We start from the raw sequence: 1895 nt of genomic DNA, 5'->3' as shown, positions 1-1895 counted from the left end.
CTTGTTGAGAGCGCCAGATGCTTTCCCAGTGCTGCTGATGGAACGCCAGTTCCCTTGCATATTCGGGAGCCGCCGGGTGCGGAACCTGAGGCCCCTGGTCATAACCGACCCGGGCCTGGATATGGTGAACCCGCTCGATGAAAGCGCTGAGGTCATCGGCCGGGTCATTCAACAGGCGTTCGCAGGTCACCACCCAATGGCTGATGTCACTGGTGAACAACAGATCGGGCAGTTGGCGGATCAACTCCAGGGTCACCCAGGGGTTGAACAGCGAACGCGAGCGGTGGGTTTCGAAACTGCAGACCTGGCCATGCTTGCGCGCCAGATCCAGCGCCTGGCCGAAAAACTCCACTTGTTGTGGCAAGGACCAGCGATCATTGCCCGCCAGCACGTTGACGAAGCGTGGGGCGAGTTCGGCGGCCCAGGCGAGTTTCCGGTCGAGGTCATTGAGGTGGACGGCAGGCGTTGCCGACTGGTCCGGCAGCACGTCGTACGCAGTGAAGACCGTGCTGATATAGCCCAGGCGATTGGCCTGGAGAAAAGCGCCGAACTCGGCCCGTTCACGGGCGTCCAGTGGCAGGCGTGCTTCCATGCCGTCAAAGCCCGCGTGCAGCAACTCCTCGAGCGCCTGAGCCTTGCTGGCGGTATAGCCCCACAGCGTTCGGAAAATTTCCAGCTTCATCGGTGATCCTCAAAAATCCCAGGGCCTGCTGCAAAAGCATTTCGACGGCGCCAGGCTGCGAAGCGCCTGGTTTGCTGTGGAGTCGATGTTAGGCACAGGCCGCGCGGTGAAAGAATCTGAAAGTTCAAATGAATACTTCAGACTTTCACTAACAAATAGCTAGCTATTTATCTCGCTTGCCAGGAGGGATTTTATGGGCGAGAACGTGTCTACGTTGGCTATTAGCGAGAGATGCCATTGTTACGGCATCATTTTGAAGACTCCCAAGCGACACCGGGTTGCCGAGGGTTCGCTTTTGGTCGATTCTGCTGAATAGTCGGTCCTTCCAGACTGCCCGGATTCAACCGGGCGCTGCCGACGAAGTTCCAAGCTACTTGCCATTCCTGGCATGCGCTACCTTCGCTCGAATACCATCAAAATACTGGGACGTTCAGCTCTGTCGTTAACGGCCCAAGGATGGGGTTTGCCTTGAACCGGGCCAACAAATGCTCAATCACCCGATCTACCTTGGCATAGGCGGCAGTGACGCTTGAAGGTACCAGCGGATCAAACTGTATCCCTTCCATCTCGATATCGAGTCGTTTCAAAACGGGTTCGGCGTCCAGGATCTGGTGGCGTATTTCATCCAGCGAACATTGCATTGTCGACCTCCTTGTAATGCCATAAGTACAGACACGCCTATCGTTAACTGCATGTCGGATGACGCAGTCAGGATATGGCAGCTGCTGTCTTAAAAATGAAACAAAATTGTCGCGTAGAAATATTACTGAAATGTTTCAGTCCTATGATCGAGGGAGATCTTTTTCAGGGTTACCTTCCTCATGCGTCGAGCTGTGTTCAATCAAAAAGGAGGCGTTGGCAAATCAAGCATCGCCTGCAATCTCGCGGCTGTCAGTGCTGCCGAAGGCTACAGGACGCTGCTGGTGGATCTCGATCCTCAGGCTAACTCGACCCAATACCTGACAGGGCTGAAAGGCGATGATATCCCCATGGGGATTGCCGATTTCTTCAAGCAAACCTTATCCAGCGGCCCGGCCAGCAAAAAGAATCGGGTGGCCATCACTGATACTCGCTATGACAATCTGCACCTGGTCACGGCCAGCCACGAGCTTGCTGACCTGCAGTCAAAGCTTGAGTCCAAATTCAAGATCAACAAGCTGCGCCGCTTGTTGGTGGAGCTTTCCGAAGATTACGAACGCATTTATATCGACAC

At 54.8% G+C, this 1895-nt stretch carries 3 protein-coding genes; 1 reads left to right on the top strand and 2 read right to left on the bottom strand.

Annotated elements, in window-relative coordinates; all coding sequences use genetic code 11:
* On the bottom strand, positions 1–682 hold a 682-nt coding region (locus AC1DVH_RS30305), incomplete at its 3' end, for a sugar phosphate isomerase/epimerase family protein (protein ID WP_477756896.1).
* Between the two features lie 413 nt (positions 683–1095).
* Positions 1096–1323, bottom strand: coding sequence for a hypothetical protein (locus tag AC1DVH_RS30300; protein ID WP_477756895.1), 228 nt, complete (start codon positions 1321–1323; stop codon positions 1096–1098).
* A gap of 180 nt (positions 1324–1503) precedes the next feature.
* Here AC1DVH_RS30300 and AC1DVH_RS30295 point away from each other — a divergent pair.
* Positions 1504–1895, top strand: a 392-nt coding sequence (locus AC1DVH_RS30295) for a ParA family protein (protein WP_477756894.1), incomplete at its 3' end; no start/stop codon positions are given.

Source organism: Pseudomonas sp. P4_C3 (genome assembly GCF_056402075.1).
This window is presented reverse-complemented; position numbering and strand designations above follow the sequence as displayed.

Coding starts and splice junctions, on each gene's coding strand:
- AC1DVH_RS30300 (WP_477756895.1), bottom strand. CDS start 1,323: ATGCAATGTTCGCTGGATGAAATACGCCACCAGATCCTGGACGCCGAA.